The sequence below is a fragment of the Candidatus Schneideria nysicola genome, assembly GCF_019923565.1.
Taxonomy (GTDB): Bacteria; Pseudomonadota; Gammaproteobacteria; order Enterobacterales; family Enterobacteriaceae; genus Schneideria; species Schneideria nysicola.
In genome coordinates this window covers 367,008-384,059 of the sequence record NZ_CP074435.1, presented here as the reverse complement: position 1 = coordinate 384,059, position 17,052 = coordinate 367,008, and the positions used below count along the sequence as shown (strand labels likewise).

The 17,052-nt window shown below is 27.2% G+C and carries 19 protein-coding genes and 2 tRNA genes; 9 read left to right on the top strand and 12 right to left on the bottom strand.

Annotated features, from left to right (window positions below):
* Nucleotides 1-11: 11 nt before the first annotated feature.
* Both tpiA and KEC37_RS01920 read right to left on the bottom strand, forming a co-directional pair.
* Nucleotides 12-776: a triose-phosphate isomerase gene (gene tpiA / locus KEC37_RS01925; RefSeq protein WP_223139483.1), complete on the bottom strand. Its 765-nt coding sequence runs from the start codon at nt 774-776 to the stop codon at nt 12-14.
* 116 nt (nt 777-892) lie between these two features.
* Nucleotides 893-1,639, bottom strand: coding sequence for an FAD-binding oxidoreductase (locus tag KEC37_RS01920; RefSeq protein ID WP_223139482.1), 747 nt, complete (start codon nt 1,637-1,639; stop codon nt 893-895).
* A gap of 203 nt (nt 1,640-1,842) precedes the next feature.
* On the opposite strand from KEC37_RS01920, the gene emrD reads away from it, so the two are divergent.
* Nucleotides 1,843-3,030, top strand: coding sequence for a multidrug efflux MFS transporter EmrD (gene emrD / locus KEC37_RS01915; protein WP_223138988.1), 1,188 nt, complete (start codon nt 1,843-1,845; stop codon nt 3,028-3,030).
* 32 nt (nt 3,031-3,062) lie between these two features.
* On the opposite strand, the gene glpK is transcribed toward emrD, so the two are convergent.
* The 10 genes from glpK to KEC37_RS01865 all read right to left on the bottom strand — a co-directional run bounded on the left by glpK (nt 3,063) and on the right by KEC37_RS01865 (nt 10,249).
* Complete coding sequence (glpK, locus tag KEC37_RS01910; protein WP_223138467.1) at nt 3,063-4,574, bottom strand: glycerol kinase GlpK; 1,512 nt, start codon at nt 4,572-4,574, stop codon at nt 3,063-3,065.
* 51 nt (nt 4,575-4,625) lie between these two features.
* Nucleotides 4,626-5,426 (bottom strand): MIP/aquaporin family protein, encoded by an 801-nt coding sequence (locus KEC37_RS01905; RefSeq protein ID WP_223138466.1) that lies wholly within the window; start codon nt 5,424-5,426, stop codon nt 4,626-4,628.
* A gap of 289 nt (nt 5,427-5,715) precedes the next feature.
* Nucleotides 5,716-6,399, bottom strand: coding sequence for a YggS family pyridoxal phosphate-dependent enzyme (locus KEC37_RS01900; RefSeq protein WP_223139481.1), 684 nt, complete (start codon nt 6,397-6,399; stop codon nt 5,716-5,718).
* A 36-nt stretch (nt 6,400-6,435) separates the two neighbouring features.
* Nucleotides 6,436-7,164 carry an LPS export ABC transporter ATP-binding protein gene (gene lptB, locus KEC37_RS01895; protein ID WP_223139480.1) on the bottom strand — a complete coding sequence of 243 codons (729 nt, stop codon included), beginning with the start codon at nt 7,162-7,164 and terminating at the stop codon, nt 6,436-6,438.
* A gap of 29 nt (nt 7,165-7,193) precedes the next feature.
* Nucleotides 7,194-7,655, bottom strand: coding sequence for a lipopolysaccharide transport periplasmic protein LptA (lptA, locus tag KEC37_RS01890; protein ID WP_281492959.1), 462 nt, complete (start codon nt 7,653-7,655; stop codon nt 7,194-7,196).
* A gap of 62 nt (nt 7,656-7,717) precedes the next feature.
* Entirely contained in the window at nt 7,718-8,272 is a 555-nt protein-coding gene (gene lptC, locus KEC37_RS01885; RefSeq protein WP_223139479.1) for an LPS export ABC transporter periplasmic protein LptC, read from the bottom strand.
* Between the two features lie 3 nt (nt 8,273-8,275).
* Nucleotides 8,276-8,854: a 3-deoxy-manno-octulosonate-8-phosphatase KdsC gene (kdsC, locus tag KEC37_RS01880; protein ID WP_223138984.1), complete on the bottom strand. Its 579-nt coding sequence runs from the start codon at nt 8,852-8,854 to the stop codon at nt 8,276-8,278.
* A gap of 220 nt (nt 8,855-9,074) precedes the next feature.
* On the bottom strand, nt 9,075-9,218 hold the full coding sequence (locus tag KEC37_RS01875; RefSeq protein WP_223139478.1) for a hypothetical protein: 144 nt from the start codon (nt 9,216-9,218) through the stop codon (nt 9,075-9,077).
* Nucleotides 9,219-9,351: 133 nt separating this feature from the next.
* Nucleotides 9,352-9,492 carry a hypothetical protein gene (locus tag KEC37_RS01870; RefSeq protein WP_223139477.1) on the bottom strand — a complete coding sequence of 47 codons (141 nt, stop codon included), beginning with the start codon at nt 9,490-9,492 and terminating at the stop codon, nt 9,352-9,354.
* Nucleotides 9,493-10,024: 532 nt separating this feature from the next.
* Complete coding sequence (locus KEC37_RS01865) at nt 10,025-10,249, bottom strand: YdiH family protein (protein WP_246612014.1); 225 nt, start codon at nt 10,247-10,249, stop codon at nt 10,025-10,027.
* Between the two features lie 203 nt (nt 10,250-10,452).
* On the opposite strand from KEC37_RS01865, the gene secG reads away from it, so the two are divergent.
* The 8 genes from secG to rpsO all read left to right on the top strand — a co-directional run bounded on the left by secG (nt 10,453) and on the right by rpsO (nt 16,932).
* The gene (secG, locus tag KEC37_RS01860; protein WP_223139476.1) at nt 10,453-10,740 is read left to right on the top strand and encodes a preprotein translocase subunit SecG; all 288 of its coding nucleotides are present in this window, start codon (nt 10,453-10,455) and stop codon (nt 10,738-10,740) included.
* 24 nt (nt 10,741-10,764) lie between these two features.
* Nucleotides 10,765-10,849: transfer RNA gene (locus tag KEC37_RS01855), tRNA-Leu, on the top strand.
* A gap of 80 nt (nt 10,850-10,929) precedes the next feature.
* Nucleotides 10,930-11,006 (top strand) — tRNA-Met (locus tag KEC37_RS01850).
* A 321-nt stretch (nt 11,007-11,327) separates the two neighbouring features.
* Complete coding sequence (nusA, locus tag KEC37_RS01845; protein WP_223139475.1) at nt 11,328-12,827, top strand: transcription termination factor NusA; 1,500 nt, start codon at nt 11,328-11,330, stop codon at nt 12,825-12,827.
* Nucleotides 12,828-12,848: 21 nt separating this feature from the next.
* Nucleotides 12,849-15,401: a translation initiation factor IF-2 gene (gene infB / locus KEC37_RS01840; protein ID WP_223139474.1), complete on the top strand. Its 2,553-nt coding sequence runs from the start codon at nt 12,849-12,851 to the stop codon at nt 15,399-15,401.
* Between the two features lies 1 nt (nt 15,402).
* Complete coding sequence (rbfA, locus tag KEC37_RS01835) at nt 15,403-15,756, top strand: 30S ribosome-binding factor RbfA (protein ID WP_223138458.1); 354 nt, start codon at nt 15,403-15,405, stop codon at nt 15,754-15,756.
* Nucleotides 15,753-16,538 (top strand): tRNA pseudouridine(55) synthase TruB, encoded by a 786-nt coding sequence (gene truB / locus KEC37_RS01830; protein WP_223138979.1) that lies wholly within the window; start codon nt 15,753-15,755, stop codon nt 16,536-16,538. The genes rbfA and truB overlap by 4 nt, the downstream gene beginning before the upstream one ends.
* Nucleotides 16,539-16,659: 121 nt before the next feature.
* On the top strand, nt 16,660-16,932 hold the full coding sequence (gene rpsO, locus KEC37_RS01825) for a 30S ribosomal protein S15 (RefSeq protein WP_223139473.1): 273 nt from the start codon (nt 16,660-16,662) through the stop codon (nt 16,930-16,932).
* Nucleotides 16,933-17,052: the final 120 nt, after the last annotated feature.

Here is a 17,052-nt window from a genome sequence, read left to right as displayed (position 1 = left end):
AGAAGAAATTATTATTTTTTAATAGCTTCGGTATTTTTTATTATATTAATAAAGGTATCAGTTTTTAAGCAAGCGGAACCTATAAGAGCACCAGATACATCTGATTGTCTCAAGAATTGAGATATATTTTCTTCATTAACAGAACCACCGTATTGAATACGTAACTGCTTGGCTACATTTTCATCATATCTAGCAATATGATATCGAATAGATTGATGAATTTTTTGAACTTGTAATGGATTAGCGTGTCTACCCGTACCAATTGCCCAAATAGGTTCATATGCAATGATGCTATCATAAAATGACTCTATCCCTACAAAATTTATTATAGAATCTAACTGTTGGTGACATATGTACTCAGACTGTCCTATTGCATACTCTTGTTCATTTTCACCTATACATAAAACTGGAATTAAACTTGCTTCTTTAATTAAAGCAAATTTTTTAGCAATATTATGATTACTTTCTTTATGATAAAGACGTCTTTCAGAATGTCCAATAATAACATATTTTACACCAATGTCTTTTAACATTCGAATAGATGTTTCACCGGTAAAGGCTCCAGAGATATTCGTATCTACATTTTGAGCACATAAAGTAATATTCTGATTTAAATAACGCATAGCCAATTCTAAATAAACCATAGGAGGTGCAATAGCAATCTCAACATGGAGATTCATTAGTTTTAGCTTACTACATAAATCTGTAAAGTAGCTTTTGATTATCTTTTTATTTCCATGTAACTTCCAATTACCTATGATTAAGGGTAAAAACATGAATTTTATCCTATCTATAAATTGTTTAATAATATAATAATTCTACAATACTATATCATAAAATAGATAAATAAAATAAAAAATAGAGAATAATTATCTATCAGACTGAAAAATAATTACCAATAGTGTTCACTACTGATATTTCCTATCTTATTTTTTAAATTTTTACGCATACCACGATTATTTTTTAAAAATTCTGTAACATTGCGCATCATATTAGGATTACCACACAACATCACATGACTCTTTTCAAGACTCATTGTTAAACCTACTGTTGATTCTAAAGATCCATCTTGAATTAGATTAGGTATACGACCCATGAGGGTTCCTGCAATCTTTTCTCTACTAACGATTAATACTGTTTTTAGTTTACCTTTATAATGTTTTTTTAACATTGATATTTTATTGAGATAACTAAAATCGTTATAAAAACGTACTGCATGTATAAGAATAATATTTTTAAAACGATCTAAATCTTCTCCTTGACTAAGAATTGATAAATAGGGTCCAATTGCTGTTCCGGTTGCTAACATCCATAAATCATCACAAGATGGAATCGTATCTAGAATCAAAAAACCAGATGCGTCTTTTTTTACCATTATACGCTCTCCTAGTTTTATTAAACTTAAATTTGTGCTAAACTTTCCATTAGGTATAGTAACACAATAGAATTCAAGATCTGGATCTTTTGGTGCATTGACATAAGAGTATGCACGTTGAATTCTTTCACCGTTAATTTCTAAAGCTAATCTAGTAAATTGTCCTGCTATGAACGGATTAATAGGAGCACGAATAATTAAACTAAAAAGGTTTTTTGTCCAATGTTTGATTTGTATAACTTCACCAATAACCCATCCATTCATATATTATTCCTTAATAAGGCATATTTATAAAGCATAATACTATGTATTCATAGTTCTTATAACAGGAACACTTTAATATAAAGTGAAAGAATAATTTTCTACGATATCTGTTCTAGATGAAATCTAGTTTTATCATAAAATAATATACTCCTTAATTATCAAAATTAACATATATATTTATTATTAATTAAAAATTATATCTTATGGAAGACACTAAAAAAAATATATTTCGTATACGTATCTTAATACTATTAATATTATTAGTAGCAGTAGGTCAAATGACACAAGCTATTTATATAGCCGGTATTCCAATTATGGCAAGTGAACTAAAGGTACCAGAAGGAACATTACAAAGATTATTAGCAGCTTATTTATTATGTTATGGTATATCACAACTAATTTATGGACCTCTATCCGATCATTTTGGACGTAGACCGATGATTTTTCTTGGAATGGGTATATTCTATTTAGGTACTTTAATGGCGATGAATAGTTATTCTTTATTATTTGTTACATTTTCCTGTGGTATTCAAGGAATGGGAACCGGTGTTAGTGGAGTAATGGCGCGCGTTCTACTGAGAGATACGTGTAAGGGCAATGAACTTCGACGTACTAATAGTTTACTAAACATGGGTGTAATATTTATTCCCTTAGTTGCTCCTTTGATTGGAGGAATATTATCTAATTACTTAGGTTGGAGATCTTGTTTTGTTTTTCTATTAATTTTGAGTAGTATTATTAGCATAATTATTTGGTGGTTTCTACCAGAAACCCGTCCTTTACTTTTAGTTAAAAGTTATCCTAAAATATTTATTTTTAAATACTTATTATGTGAAAAAACTTTTAATCATTATCTTCTTATTTTAGTAGGAGGAGTATCAGGGATTGTGGCATTTAAATCAAGTAGTGGAGTTCTATTAGGCAATATGGGTTTTAGTGTATACGAAAGAAGTATACTCTTTATACTTCCTTTACCTAGTACTTTTCTTGGGGCCTGGTATGTTAGTCGTATTACAATTTCTTTTAAGCATTCAATGTGGTTAGCAGTACTTAGCTGTATAGGAGCAGGTTTGCTAATGTGGATTCCTGCTTGGTTTAATATTATGACACTATGGACCTTAATTTTACCAGCTAGCTTATTTTTTTTTGGTGCTGGTATGTTATTCCCACTAGCTACTACGGGTGCCATGGAGCCTTATCCCTATTTTGCTGGTACTGCTGGTGCATTAGTTGGTAGTATTCAAAATATTGTTTCTGGTGTTATTGCAGGCTTTTCTTCGTTATTACCTCAAAACAATCAACATAGTCTTGGCATGATAACTTTTAGTATGGGACTAATGATATTGTTATGTTGGATTTCTCTCGCAAGGAGTGTCAACCATAATAATTAATAAATAAGCCACTCAATAAGGAAATAATCTATCTATAGCGGTTGAATATCAGATCGCGCACGATTTACTGCTTTTTTCCATCCATCATAATAACGATTTCTTTCTATTGTTTCAATATTAGGGCGAAATTCTTTTTCAATAGTCCATTTACTACGAACTTCTTCTAAATCGTTCCAAAATTGAACGGCTAAACCTGCTAGATATGCCGCACCTAGTGCTGTTACTTCTCTTACTACGGGTCTTTCCACTCTAGTACCGAGAATATCAGATTGAAATTGCATTAAAAAATTATTAACTACTGCTCCTCCATCTACTCTTAAGGATTTAAGTCGTTTATGTGAGTCAGCTTGCATTGCTTCAATTAAGTCTCTAGTTTGAAATGCAATAGATTCTAATGTTGCTCTAATAATATGATTAGAAGTAACACCTCTTGTAATGCCAAAAATTATTCCACGTGCATAAGGATCCCAATATGGGGCACCTAGTCCAGTGAAAGCTGGAACAACGTATACACCATTAGTATTATTTACTTTTTTTGCAAAATATTCGGAATCAGCTGCATCATTAATCACTTTTATTCCATCTCGTAACCATTGAATGGCAGCTCCAGCAATAAATACGGCACCTTCTAACGCATAATTTACTTCCCCTTGTTGACCACATACTACTGTAGTTAAAAGACCATGTTTAGATCTTACTATCTCTTTTCCAGTATTCATTAATAAAAAACAACCTGTGCCATAAGTATTTTTTGCCATTCCTGGCATTACACAAAGCTGACCGTATAAAGAGGCTTGCTGATCTCCAGCAATTCCTGCAATAGGAATCGCAATAGAATCTTTACCACATAAATTTATTTTTCCATAAATTTCAGAAGAGGAACAAACTTTTGGTAACATTGAGTATGGGATATTCATAGCTTCTATTAAATTTTTATCCCATTCTAATGTATGAATATTAAATAACATTGTGCGAGATGCATTAGTATAATCAGTTACATGGACTTTACCTTTGGTCATATTCCAAATAAGCCAAGTATCTACAGTCCCACAAAGTAATTCACCACGTTTAGCTCGTTGTCGAGCAGTTTTAACATTATCTAGAATCCACTGTATTTTTGTACCAGAAAAATAAGGATCAATCACTAATCCAGTAGTATATCTTATATACTCTTCCATTCCTGCTTCTTTAAGATTTTTGCAAATATCAGCGGTTCTTCTACATTGCCATACAATAGCATTATAAATAGGTTTACCAGTTTCCTTATCCCAAACTATTGCTGTTTCTCGTTGATTAGTAATCCCTATTCCAGCAATTTGATTCAAATTAATATCCGTTTTTTTTATAGCTTCTATCATAGCTATATTTTGACTTGACAAAATTTCCATTGCATCATGTTCGACCCAACCTGGTTTAGGATAAATTTGAGTAAGTTCACGTTGAGATATACTAACAATATTAGCATTATGGTCTAATATAACTGCTCTGGAATTAGTTGTTCCTTGATCTAAGGCAATAATGTATTTTTTTTCTTCTAATGACATATTATACTCTCACTAATATAAAAATAATTGGGATATACTAAGTAAATATTATTACTTAGATTTTTCTATTATTTCTTTAGGTAAATATGGCTTAATAAGCTTATTATAAGTTAATGCACCTAAGCATCCACCTAATATTGGTGCAAATAGAGGAACAAGAAAATATGGAATATTTGTTCCACCTGTAAAAGCAATACTTCCCCATCCTATTAAATAAGTAAAAATCTTTGGACTTAAATCACGTGCTGGATTTAATGCAAATCCTGTTAATTTACCTACAGATGATCCAATTAATGTGATAACAATGCCAATTAATAATGGTAAAAAAGGTTTATAGGAAATAATATTTATAAAAAATAAAATTAAACATAATAGAATAGAAGTAATTATAGTTTCTATAAAAAAAGCTTTATAAAAAGAGATATGTGAATCAGGATAGGTAGAAAACATATTAATTAAATTAATATATTTGACTGATTCATGTGTATGAATTGGAGAGTGAATATATTCGTAAAAACAATTATAGTACAAAATATAAACTAATACTGTAGCAAAAAATGCACCAAGCATTTGTGAAAAAATATATGGTATTACTTTTTTTGATTGAAATGAAGAAGATAACCAGAAAGCAACAGTCACTGCTGGGTTAAGATGTGCCCCAGAGAGGGGGGAAGCAAAATAAATTGCTATAGTGGCACTTAATCCCCAAATCATACATATTTCCCACTGCCCATAAGGAATATCCATAATTTTCATTCCAACTACACTACCAATTCCAAAAAAAACTAATAATCCTGTTCCAAAAAATTCCGCAATACACTGACCTTTTAAAGATAAATCTATTTGATTCATAATTTCCTCTTTGATATTTACCTTAATTTCTGTAAATCCATTAATAATATAAGTGAATCATCTCTAAGAATTGGATCTTTATTATACATAGATTTAAATTGAGTTAAAATAGAAATAAAAAAATGAGAACTAATGATTAATTTATGAAAGCTATAGAATTAGAAAATTAATTCATTGTGAGGATATATTTAGTTAGTATTAATGAATATATCATTTAATTTAAAAATTTTTTTATTCAGTAACAATTGATTTCTATTAGAATAGCAATAATAAGTAATCGTTATCTATTCTATCTACTACCAAAAATAGCTGTACCAATTCTCAACAAATTACTTCCAGCAGCTATTGCCGCTATCATATCATGACTCATACCTAAGGATAATGTATCTACAGAAGAGTAAGAATATTGTAATTCCTTAAACAATTTAAAAATTTTGACAAAATTTATTATCTGTTTATTAAAATTAGTCTCTATAGTTGGAATACACATAATTCCTCTTAACTGTAAATTAATACATGATTTTATTATTTTAGCTAGTGAAAAAATTTGGTTAGATGCAATTCCTCCTTTATTTTTTTCACCATCAATATTAACTTGAATTAAAACATTAAGAGGAGAAAGATTTGGAGGTCTCTGCACATTAAGTCTATGAATGATTTTTGTACAATCTATCGTATGACACCAATCAAAATATTCCGCAACTAATCGACTTTTATTTGATTGTAATTGACCAATAAAATGCCAAATTAATTTATAATTTTTACTAAAAAAATATATTTTTTCTACTCCTTCTTTAACATAATTTTCTCCAAATTCTTTTTGTCCTGCCAATATAGCATATTGTATTAGCTCTATAGGTTTATTTTTACTAACAGCAACTAAACGAATTCTATTCGTATCACATCCATACTTTTTTGCAATAATTTTTATTTCATTACGAATAGATTTAATTCTTTTTTCAATGATATTCATTAATATTATTCAATAATTTTTAATAGAAGAATTTATTTATAAAATAAATTCTTCTCCTAAATATATCTCTCTTACTTTTTTATTTTTTATAAGATCCGAAGATATACCATTTGCAAGTAATTTACCTTGATTTATAATATAAGTCCGCATACAAATATCCAGTGTATCACGTACATTGTGATCCGTAATAAATATACCTAATCCTATTTTCTTTAAATATTTAATGATCTTTTTTATATCAAAAATAGAAATAGGATCAACTCCAGCAAAAGGTTCATCTAGTAAAATAAATTTAGGATTAGCAATTAAGGATCGAGCAATTTCTACTCTTCTTCTCTCACCTCCAGAAAGAAATTGACCTAGACATTTACATAAATGTGTAATATTAAATTCATTCATTAATGAATAAACACGATCTAAGCGTTCTTTATATGATATATTTTTATGTATTATTTCTAATATTGCCATTAAATTATCAAATACGCTTAATTTACGAAAAATAGAAGCTTCTTGAGGAAGATAAGTAATACGGAATTTAGCTCTAGCATATAAAGGTAAAAAACTAATATCATTTTCATCTATAAATATTTTACCTATATCATGTTGTATAATACCTGCTATCATATAAAAAATGGTAGTTTTTCCTGCACCGTTGGGTCCTAATAATCCAACAATTTCTCCAGATTTTATTTCTAAAGAAATATTATCTATGATAGTTCTACCTTTATAATATTTTGTTAAATTTTTTATAACTAAATTGGACATTATTCTATTTATAGACGACCGTTAGTTAGTTATTTTGATTTAAATATTTCAGGATGTAATAGTGTTGTTACTACCTGCTGTCTACTATTAGTACTAAATGCTTCTATTCTCTTTTCTTTTATTAAGAAAGAAATACAATCACTTTTAATTGTACCATTAATTTTTTTAATATAAGCATTATCTGTTAATAAAATTATATTATTATTAATATCGTAACATATTTTTTCTGATTGAGCATATATTTTTTCTCCATTTTTTTCAAAAAAACAATAAATTTTTATAGGTTGACCGTACCCTTTTATAATACTGGCTGAATTACTATTTTTATTACTATAAGTAATAATTACTTTATCTGCATGGATTTCAATTGTACTGTGTGTAATAACAATATTTCCTGTAAAAGTAATAATACCAGTTTCCATATTGATAGATTGATTTTGTGATTGTATATAAATAGGATTTTTTTTGTCAGTAGTATTTGCTAATACTATTTTGTTTATATTAAAAAAAAAATATTATTAAATAGAAGAAGCATAATTTAATAAATCGTAAATTATTTATAATAAGTTGTTTTAACTTCTTCAAGAAGTTCAATAGTTTTATCATGTAAACTGCCTTTTAGTTTCATACCAATAGATTGAAAACCAATTCCAGTTAGAAAAACAATATTTTCAGAAATAATCTCTTTATTTAATAAATTAAACACTGCATTATCCATTGATAATTTTTGAATCATTCCTATTTCAATTATATTTTTAAATTGTATAGATCCATTTAAATATAAGTTATTATTGTCTTTAAGTATCGCTTGATCAGCAGTTATTAACCAAGTTCGAGTATTATTTTCACTAAATAAAATAGTAATTGGAGAAATAATATAAGTAGTATTTCTATTTAAGAAAAATTGAGCAGATAGAGCTTCTATTTTAGAAATGATATTACCATTTTGGGGATTATAAAATAAAATATTAATATTTTTACCTTGATATGTAGGGAAATCTAATATGGATTGATCAATATCCAATTTTAAATTGATATTATCATTCCATATCCAATTTGAAATTAATAATATCAAATATAAAAATAGTGATTCTATTATTCCATACATTTTTTATTTATTAAAATTCATTAGATATGAATCATATTTTTCATGCAATTTACCTTGTGCTAAAAGTAAGAGATCACAAATTTCTCTAATGGCTCCATTTCCTCCATTATTTTGAGTAATATAAGTTGATTGTACTTTTACTAAGGGATGTGCATCTTTCACTGCTATATTTAATCCTACTAATTTCATAACAGGTAAGTCAATTAAGTCATCACCAATATATGCTATCTGATATTTTTCTAAATTTAATTTTTCAATTATAATATTAAAAGGAATCACTTTGTTCGTTTGTTCTTGATATAACAAATCAATGCCAATAATATCACAATAAATTTTTAATAACTTACTTGTACGACCAGTAATAATAGCAACTTTAATATTATTTTTTAATAAAGAACGAATGCCATATCCATCACGTGCATGAAATGGTTTGATTTCATTCCCATCAAAACTCGAATAAATAATACGATCAGATAAGACTCCATCTACATCACAAATTAATAAACTAATATTTTCAGCTTTATCTAAAAAATTAGAGGAAATTTCTCCATATAATGTAGGAATATTGGGATTTTCATACATAATAACACTCCTTATTTATACAATACCAGATCGTAATATATCATGAATATGTATAATACGATTTTTATCAGAGACTAATGATGTAGTAATATGATTATTTTTTAATAAATTTAATCTGCTAATACATTAGGATCCATATACCACTAACAGTCATTACATCCGTAATATAAATCTGATTTAGATCGATTTTTCTAATAATATCAATCAATAATACGCCTGCCTACCTTCTAAAATCTCCTAATGCTTTATTTAATGAAGCATTATTAAATACAAAATGAATTCTATCTCCAATATGCATAATATCCTGTACACGTATTTCGGTAATAAACCTTCTATACTGAGAAAGAGCTAATGCATCTCCCATTATAAGTATAGCTTCTGCACTAGTAAGTAGTACTAATACAAATGAGCCTCTTGAGGAACATTTATACGTATATGTAAGGATTAAATATTTAAGAATAGGAAAGAGTTTTATTATTTCATAAGATTAACCTGAATTAGATAATATCGTAATAATTATTATAAATCATTCCAAGATCTCCATGACTAACTTCGATAGGATGAAAAAAAAAGAAGGGGGTACCAGTACTAGAAGCGGCAATTTTACGACCTATATCTTCAGATATCCCTACTCCCATTATTACTACTTTTCCATGACATTGAAGTATAATTTCACAAGCACGATGAAAATCATTCTTAATATGATCGGTAAAATATTGTAATCCAGCTATCTCAATAGCAAATACTTTTTTTCCAATAGATATGAAATTAAAATTTTCTTGTTTTATTATTAGACATATTTAGTAGAATTGATTTAAAATAATCATAATAATATTTTTTATTAATATTCATTATCTATCAATATCTATCAATTTTATTAATCTCTCTTCTATTTGGATTTTAAATAGAAGAGAGAAGTCTATTATTTTTTTAATAGAATGAAATTGATTCTATTTATATAAATAACTATTATTTAGCTAATAAAATAAAAAATTATAGATTTCATCTCCTTCTAAATTTTTATTATAANTTAAATAGAAGAGAGAAGTCTATTATTTTTTTAATAGAATGAAATTGATTCTATTTATATAAATAACTATTATTTAGCTAATAAAATAAAAAATTATAGATTTCATCTCCTTCTAAATTTTTATTATAAAATGATAATTATTAACGACATCCATCTCCTTTACATTTAGGACAAAATCTAGATAAGAAATCACAAATGCCTGTAGTTGTTTTTTCACTATTTATAGAACTTTTTTGTATTAAAGAAATAAACTCTAATTCTAATTGCTCAAATTTTTGTAAATAATCTGCAGGACTTAACTCTTCATTAATTCTACGAAGATACTCAAAAGCAAGATGTCGAGCCATAATTTTATTATTATTCATTATCATATTCTCCTATATAAATTTTTTTCCATAAAATTATAAAAATCATATACTAAAAAAATAAAAATTATAGTATTATGAATATTTATACAATATATTTTAAAAATAGAATTTTTAATATATTTTAATATAAAAATATATAAATTACTTCTTATATTAATCTAATCCGGTCATTTATAATTAATAAAAGAAATATAAAGAAAATGTATTCAATACTATTAGCTATTTTTATACTTATATCCGTTAGTTTAATTATATGTATATTACTCCAATCGAATGAAAATTATAATATAGGAGGAGATTCTAGAATAGGGATGACTAATAATTTACTGAAATCAAGAAGTTCTAGTAATATTATGACTCGTATAACATCTATTTTAGCAATATTATTTTTTACGCTTAGTTTAATTTTAGGTAATATTAATAATAAAGATAATCATATAGGATCTCATTCCTTAAATATTTCAACAGATACTACCTCTATTAATTAATACTATTCAGAGAAATAATTACTTACCGAGGTGGTGAAATTGGTAGACACGCTATCTTGAGGGGGTAGTGCCTAATTTAGGTTTACGGGTTCAAATCCCGTCCTCGGTAAATAATAATTAATACTTGATATATTTAAAAAAATCATATATTATATATTATATTATTTATTTGTTCACCATTAAAAATATCGCGGGGTGGAGCAGTCTGGTAGCTCGTCGGGCTCATAACCCGAAGGTCGTCGGTTCAAATCCGACCTCCGCAACCAATCACTAAATCTCATAACAATAAATCTTTGAATCTTTCTCTTTGAATCTGTAACGTTCCAAAACGATATTATAATAGATCTATATTAATAATTATGTTAAAAATTTCACTTTAGTATTAATCTATCTATCATAAAGAAATTTATTAATTTATAATTTTTATTATTTTTATATAATAAAATACTTACAGAATATTCTTCCTACGATACATTAGAATACTTATTCAAATACATTGTATTACATTAATGATATTGAAAAATGCTAAAAATTAAATTTTGATTAGAGTTTTTTATTACTCTTAACCTTTTTAAGGAAACTTAAGGATGAACAAAGAGATTTTAGCTGTGGTTGAAGCAGTTTCTAATGAAAAATCTGTCCCAAGAGAAAAAATTTTTGAAGCTTTAGAAATAGCATTAGCTGCAGCAACAAAAAAAAAATATGAACAAGATATTGAAGTACGTGTTTGTATTAATCGTAAATCTGGAGATTATGAAACTTTTAGGCGTTGGCTTATAGTAAAAGAAGTAGTTCTACCTACTCGTGAAATTACTTTAGAAGCTGCAGAGTTTCATGATCCTAATGCTAATTTAGGTGAATATATTGAAGATAAAATTGAATCAGTGATTTTTGATCGTATTACCACGCAAACAGCAAAACAAGTTATTGTACAAAAAGTACGTGAGGCTGAAAAAGCAACAATACTGGATCAATTTAAGTGTCATGAAGGGGAAATTATTTCAGGTATAGTAAGAAAAGTAAATCGTGATAGTATTAGCTTAGATTTAGGAAATTATGTTGAAGCCACTATTCATCATGAAGATATGTTACCTCGAGAAAATTTTCGTCCAGGAGATCGAATTAAAGGAATATTATATTCAGTTAAACCAGAATCACGTAATATACAATTATTTCTTAGTCGTTCTCGATTAGAAATGCTTATTGAACTCTTTCGAATTGAAGTACCAGAAATTAATGAAGATATTATTGAAATCAAAGCAGCTGCTAGAGATCCAGGTTATAGAGCTAAAATTGCTGTTAAAACTAATGATAAAAGAATTGATCCCATTGGAGCATGTGTAGGTATAAGAGGTGCACGTGTACATGCTATTTCTAATGAACTTAATGGAGAACGTATTGATATTATTCTATGGCATGAGAATCCGGCTCAATTTGTAATTAATGCTATGGCTCCCGCTAATATAGTATCTATTGTAGTAGATGAAGATAATCATTCCATGGATATTGCAGTAGAAGCTAATAATCTAGCACAAGCTATTGGTAGAAATGGACAAAATGTTCGTTTAGCTTCTCAACTGAGTGGTTGGGAAATTAATGTAATGACAGAAGAAGATTTTTTTAAAAAAAATCAAGCTGAAAATAATAAAATTATTAATATTTTTACTAAAAATTTAGATATTGATGAACAATCTGCCATATCATTAGTAGAAGCAGGATTTTCTTCTCTTGAAGAAATTGCTTTTGTTCCAATAGAAGAACTTTTAGAAATAAAAGGAATTAATGAAAAAAAAGCAACAATATTACGTCAAAAAGCTAAAGAAGCATTAATAACTTTAAATGAGATAGATCAACATGCTATTATATCTTCTAAAGATAATGAAAAAAAACTAAATGAAGATTTACTTCATTTACCAGAAATTGATTATGAAATTGCATTAGAATTAGCAAAATATGGCATATATACAATTGAAAATCTTGCTGAACAAGGTATAGATGATTTGGCAATGATTAAAAAAATAAGTAAAGAAAAAGCTGGTAAATTAATTATGGCTGCACGTAATATTTGTTGGTTTAATAATGATTAAATAATAGAGCAGGACTATAAAATGGTAGATGTAACTATACAATCTCTTGCTAAAGAACTTCAGGTGTCTATTGATTTTTTACTAAATAAATTATCTGAAATAGGTATTAATAAAACTACATTAGATAGTTTGACACAAAAAGAGAAACAAAATTTAATAAATTTATTTCATAGTAAGAAATCTAATAATTTAGATTCAAAAGAAAACGTTATATTACGTCGTAGAACACTGAGTACTTTGAATATTCAAAGTTTGGACGGAAAAAATAAAACTATAAAAGTAGAGATAAGAAAAAAACATATATATAAAAATCTTGATAAAATAGATAATAACGTTATAAAAAATAATGATAAAGAAGAAAATCAATATTTATCAAATGATTTATCAAATATAAATAATACGTATAACAAAATTGAAAAAGAAACCATAGAAAATAATACTACTGGTAATAATAAAATTATAGAAGAAAAAAAAGATAGAGATATAGAAAATAATAATATATCTGATACAGTAGAATCACAATCCAAATCAGAAGTAGATAATATCAAGAAGACTCATTCAAAAGTGTCAAGACATTTCCGTGAAGCCGAAGATGATTTAAATAAAAAAGTTGAAGTTGATAGAAGATTTAAAAGTAATAAACATTCCAAAAGAAAGAGAAATATTTATTTATCAGAATCTAGAATTGATCGTGAAGAATCAAAAGTAATACGTATTAATAAAAATAGGCGTAGTAAATCATCGACTAATATTATGTTACAAGAGTTTAAAAAACCTATTCAAACAGTAACGAGGAATATAATTATTGGTGAAACTATTACAGTTTCAGAATTAGCAAATAAAATGGCAGTAAAAAGTTCAGAAGTAATAAAATCAATGATGCAATTAGGTGAAATGGTTACAATTAATCAAATACTCGATCAAGAAACTGCACAAATTGTAGCAGAAGAAATGGGACATAAAGTAATTTTGCATCATGATAATAATTTAGAAAATTTGTTAATAGCAGATCGAAATACAAAGGAAGAAATATCTATTATTCCAGAAAAACGTGCACCTATTGTAACTGTAATGGGTCATGTTGATCATGGAAAAACTTCACTATTAGATTATATTCGTTCTACAAAAGTAGTTAATAAAGAATATGGTGGTATTACCCAGCATATTGGTGCTTATCATGTAAAAACACATAATGGAATGATAACTTTTTTAGATACACCTGGACATTCAGCTTTTACTGCTATGCGAGCTAGAGGAACGAAAATAACGGATATTATTATATTAGTAGTTGCAGCTGATGATGGTGTAATGTCTCAAACCATTGAGACTATTCAACACGCACAATTAGCTAATGTTCCAATAATTGTCGCTATTAATAAAATTGATAAAATTGATATTAATATAGAACATATTAAAAGTGAACTAGCGCGCTATAATCTACTTTCAGAAGAATGGGGAGGAGATACTCAATTTGTTAACATATCTGCTAAATATGGAACGGGGATAAATGATCTTTTAGATGCAATTATTTTACAATCGGAAATGTTAGGACTCAAAGCAAAAAAAAGTGGTATAGCTAGTGGTATTGTAGTTGAATCTTTTCTCGATAAAGGAAAAGGTCCTATTGCTACCGTATTAGTACGTGAAGGAACTTTACAACAAGGTAATATTATTCTATGTGGTTTATCTTATGGAAAAATTCGTGCTATGCGTGATGAAATAGGTAATAATATCACTTCAGCCGGACCTTCAATGCCAGTTGAAATACTTGGTTTATCGATGGTACCAGATGCAGGAGATGAATTTATAGTTGTAAATAATGAAAAAAAAGCTCGTGAGGTTGCTTTATATCGTCAAGGTAAATTTCGTGAGATTAAATTAGCAAAACAAAAAAAAACCAATTTAGAAAATATTTTTGCTAACTTCAATGAAGAAAATAATGTATCGAATCTATACATAGTAATTAAAGCGGATGTGAAAGGATCTGTTGAGGCCATTAATAATGCATTAAGAATGCTATCTACTAATAAGATTAAAGTAGAAATTATTCATTCTGGTGTTGGAGCGATTACCGAAACAGATGTTGCATTGGCAGTATCTACAAATGCGATTTTATTAGGGTTTAATGTACGTGCAGATTCTACAGCACGTCGTATTATTATCCATGAAAATATAGATATTCGATATTATTCTATTATATATCATTTAGTTGATGATATTAAAAAAGCTATTAATGGACTTTTAACACCCGAATATAAAGAGAAAATTCTTGGTTTAGCTGAAGTTAGACACATATTTCGTTCACAAAAATCTAATGTGATAGCTGGTTGTATGGTGATTGATGGGATTATTAAACGACAAAGTAAAATACGATTACTACGTAATAATATAGTTATATATGAAGGAGAATTAGAATCGTTAAGACGTTTTAAAGATAATGTCAGTGAAGTTAGAAATGGAATGGAGTGTGGTATAGGTATTAAAAATTATCATGATATTCATAAAAATGATAAAATTGAATTTTTTGAAAATGAGCACATAGTAAAATCAAATCAAAATAAAGGTTTAGAATAATATGCAAAAAAGGGATTATCGTGTGTTACGTATTGCTCAGGAGATTAAAAAAGGCGTTGCTTTAATTTTACAAAATGAAATTAACGATCCAAAAATTGGGATGGTAACTATTTCTACAGTAAAATTATCGAAAGATTTATCTTATGCTAAAATCTATGTTTCATTTTTTAATGCCAAAGTATCTATATCTACTGGAATTAAGAGACTTCAACTGACTACAAGTTTAGTTCGTTACCTATTGAAGAAATTTGTTCACTTACGTATAATTCCTAATATAATCTTTATTTATGATCATTCTTTATGTCATGGTAAATATATATCTAATCTTATCGATAAAGCAATCAATATTGCATGAATAATACTGTAGATATTGTAAAAAAATACTTAAATTTTCGTCGTGATGTCAATGGTATTCTTCTATTAAATAAACCGAAGGGAATTTCATCCAATGGATTTCTTCAAAAATTAAAAATAATATTTTGTGCTAAAAAAGCGGGTTATATAGGAACACTAGATCCATTAGCTACGGGTATGTTACCTATTTGCTTTGGAAAAGCCAATAAATTTGTATCATACTTAACTAATGCAGATAAAAGATATCGGGTGAAAGCTTTTCTTGGACAGAGTACAAATACATTTGATGCAGAAGGGAAAATTACTAGTATAAAACCAGTAATCTTTAATAAAAATAATCTAGAAGATGTATTAAATTTATTTAGAGGTGAAATGGATCAAATACCACCAATGTTTTCTGCTTTAAAATATAAAGGGATTCCTTTATATAAATATGCTAATAAAGGTATCAATATATATCGTCAACCTAGAAAAATTTCTATTTATAGTTTGAAATTGATCAATTGGAGTGCAAATAAACTTGAATTAGAAATACATTGTTCAAAAGGGACATATATACGTGTTATCATAAACGATATTGGTGAAAAGTTAGGTTGTGGTGCCTATGTACAATCTTTGCATCGTTTATCAGTTGCACATTTTTCAGAAGAAAGTATGATACAATTTGATGAGATTAAAAGAATTGTTTCGGAAAATATTTCTCTCTTAGAAAGTAAAACAATATTTTCTAAAATCGATCAATTATTACTTCCATACGAACAATTGAGAAGAAATATATTATGACTACTATATCTAGTAGGTAGTCATATAAAATAATATATGTTTTTATTAATTTTACTATATTAATATCATTATAAAACATACATATAAAATATTTTTTATATAAATATGGAGGATAAAAAATTTGCTAAATAGCACTCAAAATAACAGAGAAATTATTACCAATTTTGGACATAATGAAAATGATAGTGGTTCTGTTGAAGTACAAGTTGCTTTTTTTACTGCTAAAATTAATGCATTACAAAATAATCATTTTGTAACTCATAAGAAGGATTTTCATAGTCGTAAAGGATTACTTTATCTTGTTTCACAACGTCGTAAACTCTTAAATTATCTAAGAAAAAAAAATATTAATCGCTATACAAATTTAATTGATAAATTAGATTTACGACATTAGAAATTATACGACAATAATACGAAATAAATCTCTAAAGAAAAAATCTATCATCTATCAGAAAAATTCCCATTTTCTGATAATTTTTAATTTTATACTTTTTTTTAAAGTTACTATGATTTT

What these genes read in the sequence shown, in the direction of transcription:
- tpiA (WP_223139483.1), bottom strand. Translation starts at nt 776, where the DNA reads ATGTTTTTACCCTTAATCATAGGTAATTGGAAGTTACATGGAAATAAA.
- KEC37_RS01920 (WP_223139482.1), bottom strand. Translation starts at nt 1,639, where the DNA reads ATGAATGGATGGGTTATTGGTGAAGTTATACAAATCAAACATTGGACA.
- emrD (WP_223138988.1), top strand. Translation starts at nt 1,843, where the DNA reads ATGGAAGACACTAAAAAAAATATATTTCGTATACGTATCTTAATACTA.
- glpK (WP_223138467.1), bottom strand. Translation starts at nt 4,574, where the DNA reads ATGTCATTAGAAGAAAAAAAATACATTATTGCCTTAGATCAAGGAACA.
- KEC37_RS01905 (WP_223138466.1), bottom strand. Translation starts at nt 5,426, where the DNA reads ATGAATCAAATAGATTTATCTTTAAAAGGTCAGTGTATTGCGGAATTT.
- KEC37_RS01900 (WP_223139481.1), bottom strand. Translation starts at nt 6,399, where the DNA reads ATGAATATCATTGAAAAAAGAATTAAATCTATTCGTAATGAAATAAAA.
- lptB (WP_223139480.1), bottom strand. Translation starts at nt 7,164, where the DNA reads ATGTCCAATTTAGTTATAAAAAATTTAACAAAATATTATAAAGGTAGA.
- lptC (WP_223139479.1), bottom strand. Translation starts at nt 8,272, where the DNA reads ATGTATGGAATAATAGAATCACTATTTTTATATTTGATATTATTAATT.
- kdsC (WP_223138984.1), bottom strand. Translation starts at nt 8,854, where the DNA reads ATGTATGAAAATCCCAATATTCCTACATTATATGGAGAAATTTCCTCT.
- KEC37_RS01875 (WP_223139478.1), bottom strand. Translation starts at nt 9,218, where the DNA reads ATGGGAGATGCATTAGCTCTTTCTCAGTATAGAAGGTTTATTACCGAA.
- KEC37_RS01870 (WP_223139477.1), bottom strand. Translation starts at nt 9,492, where the DNA reads ATGGGAGTAGGGATATCTGAAGATATAGGTCGTAAAATTGCCGCTTCT.
- KEC37_RS01865 (WP_246612014.1), bottom strand. Translation starts at nt 10,249, where the DNA reads ATGAATAATAATAAAATTATGGCTCGACATCTTGCTTTTGAGTATCTT.
- secG (WP_223139476.1), top strand. Translation starts at nt 10,453, where the DNA reads ATGTATTCAATACTATTAGCTATTTTTATACTTATATCCGTTAGTTTA.
- nusA (WP_223139475.1), top strand. Translation starts at nt 11,328, where the DNA reads ATGAACAAAGAGATTTTAGCTGTGGTTGAAGCAGTTTCTAATGAAAAA.
- infB (WP_223139474.1), top strand. Translation starts at nt 12,849, where the DNA reads ATGGTAGATGTAACTATACAATCTCTTGCTAAAGAACTTCAGGTGTCT.
- rbfA (WP_223138458.1), top strand. Translation starts at nt 15,403, where the DNA reads ATGCAAAAAAGGGATTATCGTGTGTTACGTATTGCTCAGGAGATTAAA.
- truB (WP_223138979.1), top strand. Translation starts at nt 15,753, where the DNA reads ATGAATAATACTGTAGATATTGTAAAAAAATACTTAAATTTTCGTCGT.